Genomic DNA, 6,514 nt, shown 5'->3' on the forward strand with positions numbered 1-6,514 from the left:
TCTTATGTTTGGTAAAACCATTACTCACATGCACTTATGAAAGCCGCAATTCCCGCTATTCTTCTCTTTTTTGCTCCGATTCTCTTTCCTGCCGCATTCGCTCAATCCATTCACACGAAGGAAAAATGGAAGCTATTATCCACCGGAAGTGAAGCTGAACGAGTCGAAGCTGCACGAGTACTGAGCAAATACTATCAATCCGAATCGATGGATTCCCTCCGCTTAGTGGGTGAATCCTTGTTCTTTTACGGAATCGACAATCATTATCAGCCTGCCATTGAATTCGGGAAAATCACCCTGGCCGAGTTTTACGTTTTGACCGGCAGGATCAACGATGGAATCGTGATGGCAAAATCAACAATCCAGGCATTGCAGGAACGCGGCGATGTGAAAGAATTGTGCAACGTCTTCGGAATCATTTCAGCGGGCTACCGAAAACTGGAAGATGGAAATTCGTCGCTGCTTTGGGCACAAAAAATCGTTGCTTATGTGAAAACGGATCCGGAAATAACCGATAAAACAATTGGAACGGTTTACCTCGCAGAGGCATATTTGCTGAAAAACAAGGAAAAGGAAGCCGTTCAAATTTATAAGGATTACATTCAAAAAGCGGCCAAAATCAAAAATTATCATGGGTTGAGTACGGCTTATTCCCGTTTGGGAGACATTTACCGGATTTCCAAAAGGCTTGATCTCGCTGAAAAATACTTTCATTTAGCTTTCCAGGCAACGCAAAAAGTGAACCTGAAATCTCCGAAAGCACACGCTTTAAATAACCTGGCGATCATGTATTTCGAAAAAGGCGATACGGCCAAAGCTCATGCTTACTTCAAAGACGCTTTAGCGATCCGTGAAGCTGTCAACGATCTGAAGGCAATTTCGGAAAGCTATTACAACCTGGGAGATTATCATTTTTTCCTCGATCAGTATTCCGAAGCGCTTTGGTGGTATAAAAAATCAACTGCATTTGCGGAAAGAAACCAATTACTGAGTGAAGAAAAAGACGGCTTGCTGGCAATGGCCGAAGTCTACAGGCAGACAAATGTTTCTGAAGAAGCCGTTCGCTGTCTTGAAAAAGCGGTTTCCATCCTGTCGGATCTCAAACTCAGACAAAATGCGGACACCGAAGATCTGACCAGTTTGCAACATGAAATCTGGAAAGCGGATTTTGAACAAAAAGAGGTCAAAGAAATGAAGCAGGAATCGTCTTTCCGTTTTTATACCTTGCTGGTTCTGACAGCAGGATTGTTCATAACGGTGATTCTTTTAGCCGTGAAATTAAATCAGCTTAAGAAGCAGGCTTAATTAATTGAGTTTCCCCGGGAAATTCAGCTGGAATACAGGAATATCTACTTTAAACAACTGCCCTGTTTCCATGTTTCTGAATGTGTAAAATCCGTGCATGGAACCAATCTCGGACTTCAATTCGCAACCACTCGTATACTGGTACAACTCTCCTGCTTCCAGGATTGGCTGCTGGCCAACAACACCTTCGCCACTCACGTGCAGCGTCGGATTCAGCGAATCAAAAATAAACCAGTCGCGGTGCAGTAATTGCACGGTAAACTGATTTTGATTTTCGATATCTATGCGATAACTGAAAAAATAGCTCGACTCGGTTGTTTGAGAAACGTCAGCACGAAATTGAGTAGAAACCCGAATCAAAACTCCTTCCGTAAGTGCTGTTATCTGTGTCATACTTTTTGACTTGTAACGAAAGAAAGGTAGTAACTTAAATCAAGATAGACAAATTTTTCACATTTTTTATTGATCTGGCAAGTACAAAATCATGGTTATCAGCCCTGTGAGAAAATCGGTAAATAATCGGTAGAAATGACCCGGGGACGCTGAAATAAATACGATTCAAGCGAATTAAATCCTATTTTTGTATTCAAATAATTAGAAATGACTCCGAAATTTCACCCTTTGGTTGTTCAGGATGTTCGAAAAGAGACCAGCGATACGGTTTCGATTGCTTTTGAGATTCCTTCTGAACTTGCCGGCGATTATCAATTTGTATCCGGACAATACATTACGATTAAAAAAGTAATGAACGGAGAAGAGTTGAGACGTTCGTACTCGATTTGTACAACGCCTTCGTGCGGTGAATTGCGGGTTGCGGTGAAACGCGTCGACGACGGATTGTTCTCTTCCTGGGCAACCAGTGAACTGAAGGCCGGTGAGGTTTTGGAAGTAATGACTCCGACAGGGCATTTTCAATTGGTTCCGGATATTTCCGCGACAAAAAATTATGCACTCTTTGCGGCTGGAAGCGGTATTACGCCAATCATGTCGATTGCTCAAACGATCCTGGAAAACGAACCGATGAGCACCGTCACATTGGTTTACGGAAACAAAGGTTTTTCCAGCATTATCTTCAGAGAAGAACTGGAAGGATTGAAAAACCGTTTTATCAATCGTTTTCAGCTGATTCATATCCTGAGTCGTGAAAGCCTGGGGAATCCCCTGCAGAAAGGCCGCATTGACCAGGAAAAAATTGAACTCATCGGGAAAACACTGCTTCGCGGTCAATCCATTGATGCGGTTTATACCTGCGGGCCGGAGGAAATGATCCACGCCGTGAAAAAAACGATGATGGATTCCGGAGTCGAAGAAAGCAAGATTCATTTTGAATTATTCGGAACCAAAACTGCCGGCTCACAAACCAAAGCAGTGATTCCGCAGGATCAGAATGTGTTGGCGAAGGTGACCATTATCCTCGACGGAGACCGGATCGAAGTAGATCTGAATACCGCGGGAACTTCGATCCTGGAAGCAGGTTACCAGGCCGGGGCAGATCTTCCTTTCGCATGTAAAGGAGGGGTTTGCTGTACCTGCAAAGCAAAGATTTTAGAAGGAAGTGCTGTAATGGATGTCAATTACGCACTCGAAAAAGATGAAGTGGAAGCCGGATATATCCTGACTTGTCAGGCACACCCTACTTCCGAAACATTAACAGTATCATTTGACGATTAATTATGGGATTATTTTCCAAATTCAAGAAAGACTCCGGGAAAGACGCGAAGAAATTGCGTTCCGGTATGGTGAAGGTTGCCAACAATGAGCGGATTACCGCCGTAGGAAGCCGCATTCACTTCGATATTCCGCAGGAATTGCAAAGTCAGTTTGCACATATTCCGGGACAGTATGTGAATGTTCATGTAACGTTGAACGGTACGAAACACACCCGCTCCTATTCCATTTGCAGCAGTCCGGAGGAAAAACTGGCGATTGCCGTAAAAGCGATTGACAAGGGGCTTGTTTCCAATTATCTGGTAAACGAATTGAAAGCCGGTGATGAAATCGAGTTGGATTTTCCGCTGGGGAATTTCAGATTGGATGCCAAAGCTCCGAACATTGTTTGTTTTGCAGCAGGAAGCGGAATCACTCCGTTTATGGCCTTTGCAAAATCCTTGGCTCCGGATCAGCACATGCGCCTGTTTTACGGGAATTCAAAAATCGATACGACCTTCTTTTTTGAAGAAATCAAACAGATGACGAACGTTTCCACAACGTTTTATTTCAGCCAGGAAGCAAATGAAGGACATAAGGAAGGTCGTCTGGATAAATTGCATGTCAGCGAACTGATCAAGGCAGAATTACCGCTTTTGAGAGCCGATGGTTTTTACATCTGCGGACCGGAAGAAATGATCATGGGAATCCAGGAAGTCCTGAGTGTTTTCGGAATTGCGAAAGAGAAAATCCATTTCGAACTCTTCACGACTCCTGTTCTGATGAAACCGGAAGAAACAACTGTTGTAGGGAATTTCAAAGGTGTTTCGCAGGTAAGTGCGATTCTCGACGGCGAAGTACAACGGATCGAACTCAGTACAGATGGAAAAACGATCCTGGAAGCACTGGATCAATCGGGAATGGATGTTCCTTATTCCTGCAGAGGTGGTGTCTGCTGTACGTGTAAAGCTAAAATCATCGAAGGAAGTGCCCAGATGACGATCAACTATGCATTGACCGATGAAGAGGTGAAAGAAGGCTATATCCTGACTTGCCAGGCACATCCTACGAGTGAGGTTCTAAAACTGGATTTCGATGTCTAAAAACGTATTGGTGGTCGGAGCCAGCCGGGGGATTGGAAAAGAACTGGTGAATCAATTTGCAGCACACGGGCTCGAAACCTATGGTTTTGCCAGAAGTTTCGGCAATAGTTCGGACAATAAAATACATTATATTCACCTGGATTTGCTGAGCCCGACAATCAAAAGTGATTTCGAGCAGGCCATTTCCGGGATTGACCAGATTGATTACCTGATTCACAATGCCGGTTTTATTGCCGTGAAGCCTTTTCTGGAATTAAGCCGGGAAGACATGCACAAATGCTACCAGGTCAATGTGCTTTCGGTGATGGAAATCACCCAGATCTGTATTCCTAAAATGAAGCCGGGCGGACACATCGTGATGATTTCATCCATCGGTGGATTCCAGGGAAGTTTGAAATTTCCGGGGCTTGCAGCTTACTCGACATCCAAAGCGGCCTTGGTTTCTTTAACCGAATTGCTGGCGGAAGAGTTCAAACAATCCGGAATTGCGATCAATTGCCTGTGTCTGGGCGCTGTTCAGACCGAAATGATGGAAGAAGCTTTCCCGGGTTATAAAGCGCCTCACCAACCTGCTGAAATTGCAGAATTCATTGTTGATTTTACGTTAAACAACGGAAAGTACTTCCACGGGAAAATTATCCCGGTGAGCGTTTCAAATCCGTAATACTGCATGCAATTAGCCTTAGCGCCTTTGCAGACATATACCGACTATCATTTCCGGAATGCGCATCTGGCCGTTTTCAGCGGCGTGGATAAATTCTATGCGCCGTATTTAAAACTCAATAACGACGGGACGATTAAAAGCGCTCCCAAAATAGATATTCTCCCGAAGAACAATCCAACCATTTCAGTCATCCCACAATTGATGGCCTGTAGTGTGGAAGAGTTCTTCGTGATGGCAGATTACATCGAATCGCTGGGATACCAGGAAGTCAACTGGAATATGGGGTGTCCCTACCCGATGGTTACCAACCGGAACCTGGGAGCAGGTATTTTAAACAAGCCGCAGGAAATTTTCGGGATGCTCGATCGTATCATTCCGAAGTCGAAACTAAAACTTGGAATCAAAATGCGCATGGGGCTTGAAAGTACGGAGGAAATTCTGGAAATTCTTCCCAAACTCAATGACTATCCATTAACCGAAATCATTATCCATGCACGGTATGCCAAACAGTTGTATAACGGTACGTGCGATCATGAACGTTTCCGGGAATGTATTTCGCTGACAAAACACTCCTTGACTTATAACGGAGATATTACCACGCGGGAGGAATTCGAGGAATTGAGCCGGCAATTCCAAACGATCGATTCCTGGATGATCGGACGTGGTGCGATGATGAATCCTGGTCTTTTCGAAGAAATCAAATTCGGAGTGGTGGATTCCAGTGAAGTATACCGGAACAAACTCATGAGCTTTTCCCGTCATTTGGAAGAAAGCCTGCTTTCCTGTAACCCGGATAGAGGTTATGCACTGAGTAAATTGAAATCGTATTGGGAATACCTTTGCGAAGGCCTCTCTGACGGAAAACAATTATACCGCAAACTAAAAAAGGCAAAAGCTGTAGAGGATTTCAATGCCTTTATTACAGAAATGCTTTAATCCATCGAAACCTGTTCTCCGGCTTTCAGATAAGTCACAAATGATGCATCGGTTGTATATTCCTTGACAGCCAGTTTTTCGACCAAACCAGTTCCGCGCTTCTTTTCATCATGAGTAGACAGGAATAATTTCGCTCTACATTGCCTGTAAAGCGATTCTGCGGGACCCATTCCTAAATTGACTGTACCACCCAACCAGAACGGCAGATGATAGCGTGTCGTGGTCGTAATCAACACATCGGCTTTCGGTGCACTTTTCGGACTGGCTCCGTGTGGTGCAAATAAGACCTTCCCTTCTTCCGATTCAATCAAATACATGCTGTGCACCAGATCCAGGAATTTACCGGGTTTGTATTCTTTTATTGCTACCGGAGCATCCTCCAATTCCACCAGGTGACGAAAGTGTTTCCACTTCGAGATTTTTTTCAGAATACTTGTTTTCGCAATAAGCGGAATTGACGGATCGAATTGTAATAGGGTCTCTTTGTTGCAGTGATCTGTAAAAGGATTGGAGATAAACAAATAATCTGCCTGAGGTAAATTGCTCACCAAAGGCTGTGGTGTTTGATGAAACTGTTCGCTAAAGAGACGATGTCCGTCGATTTGTGAAGGAGTGAACCAGGGATCAACCATAAATTGAAGTCCGTTTATTTCCCATAACCAGGAACAATCATCATTCAGTTTCTGAAATTTCATGAACCTAAGTTAATTATTAAATGGCTATCGGCATTTCTCCCGTCCCCATATTGGGAAATTGGGAATTCGGGTTATTGGCCGGGTTGTTTCAGGGGCAGGGAAAAGTAGCAAGTTTAGGGCATAAAAAAAGCCTCTCCATTGCTGAAGAGGCTTCCTAAAAGTGG

Annotated in this window: 7 protein-coding genes; 5 read left to right on the forward strand and 2 right to left on the reverse strand. The window is 44.0% G+C overall.

From position 1 onward, the window contains the following. Positions 1 to 36 precede the first annotated feature (36 nt). The gene (locus tag ABDV94_RS18055; protein WP_343748616.1) at positions 37 to 1,305 is read left to right on the forward strand and encodes a tetratricopeptide repeat protein; all 1,269 of its coding nucleotides are present in this window, start codon (positions 37 to 39) and stop codon (positions 1,303 to 1,305) included. Here the strand turns inward: ABDV94_RS18055 and apaG are convergent, their stop codons facing one another. Beyond that, the gene (gene apaG / locus ABDV94_RS18060; RefSeq protein ID WP_343748617.1) at positions 1,306 to 1,698 is read right to left on the reverse strand and encodes a Co2+/Mg2+ efflux protein ApaG; all 393 of its coding nucleotides are present in this window, start codon (positions 1,696 to 1,698) and stop codon (positions 1,306 to 1,308) included. Positions 1,699 to 1,905: 207 nt separating this feature from the next. On the opposite strand from apaG, the gene paaE reads away from it, so the two are divergent. From paaE to ABDV94_RS18080, 4 genes are read left to right on the forward strand one after another with little or no spacing between them, the layout of a single operon-like run. Beyond that, a complete protein-coding gene (gene paaE / locus ABDV94_RS18065; RefSeq protein ID WP_343748618.1) occupies positions 1,906 to 2,976 on the forward strand; it encodes a 1,2-phenylacetyl-CoA epoxidase subunit PaaE in 1,071 nt (356 codons plus the stop codon). 2 nt (positions 2,977 to 2,978) lie between these two features. Continuing rightward, a complete protein-coding gene (locus tag ABDV94_RS18070) occupies positions 2,979 to 4,055 on the forward strand; it encodes a 2Fe-2S iron-sulfur cluster-binding protein (protein ID WP_343748619.1) in 1,077 nt (358 codons plus the stop codon). Next, on the forward strand, positions 4,048 to 4,719 hold the full coding sequence (locus ABDV94_RS18075) for an SDR family oxidoreductase (protein WP_343748620.1): 672 nt from the start codon (positions 4,048 to 4,050) through the stop codon (positions 4,717 to 4,719). Before ABDV94_RS18070 ends, ABDV94_RS18075 begins: the two co-directional genes overlap by 8 nt. A gap of 6 nt (positions 4,720 to 4,725) precedes the next feature. Beyond that, positions 4,726 to 5,655: a tRNA-dihydrouridine synthase family protein gene (locus ABDV94_RS18080; RefSeq protein WP_343748621.1), complete on the forward strand. Its 930-nt coding sequence runs from the start codon at positions 4,726 to 4,728 to the stop codon at positions 5,653 to 5,655. Here the strand turns inward: ABDV94_RS18080 and ABDV94_RS18085 are convergent. Then, positions 5,652 to 6,350, reverse strand: a complete 699-nt coding sequence (locus ABDV94_RS18085; protein WP_343748622.1) for an MBL fold metallo-hydrolase — start codon at positions 6,348 to 6,350, stop codon at positions 5,652 to 5,654. The two genes, ABDV94_RS18080 and ABDV94_RS18085, sit on opposite strands and share 4 nt — an antisense overlap. Between the last annotated feature and the right edge of the window lie 164 nt (positions 6,351 to 6,514).

The organism is Fluviicola sp. (assembly GCF_039596355.1).
Lineage (GTDB): Bacteria > Bacteroidota > Bacteroidia > Flavobacteriales_D > Crocinitomicaceae > Fluviicola.

What these genes read in the sequence shown, in the direction of transcription:
- ABDV94_RS18055 (WP_343748616.1), top strand. Translation starts at nt 37, where the DNA reads ATGAAAGCCGCAATTCCCGCTATTCTTCTCTTTTTTGCTCCGATTCTC.
- apaG (WP_343748617.1), bottom strand. Translation starts at nt 1,698, where the DNA reads ATGACACAGATAACAGCACTTACGGAAGGAGTTTTGATTCGGGTTTCT.
- paaE (WP_343748618.1), top strand. Translation starts at nt 1,906, where the DNA reads ATGACTCCGAAATTTCACCCTTTGGTTGTTCAGGATGTTCGAAAAGAG.
- ABDV94_RS18070 (WP_343748619.1), top strand. Translation starts at nt 2,979, where the DNA reads ATGGGATTATTTTCCAAATTCAAGAAAGACTCCGGGAAAGACGCGAAG.
- ABDV94_RS18075 (WP_343748620.1), top strand. Translation starts at nt 4,048, where the DNA reads ATGTCTAAAAACGTATTGGTGGTCGGAGCCAGCCGGGGGATTGGAAAA.
- ABDV94_RS18080 (WP_343748621.1), top strand. Translation starts at nt 4,726, where the DNA reads ATGCAATTAGCCTTAGCGCCTTTGCAGACATATACCGACTATCATTTC.
- ABDV94_RS18085 (WP_343748622.1), bottom strand. Translation starts at nt 6,350, where the DNA reads ATGAAATTTCAGAAACTGAATGATGATTGTTCCTGGTTATGGGAAATA.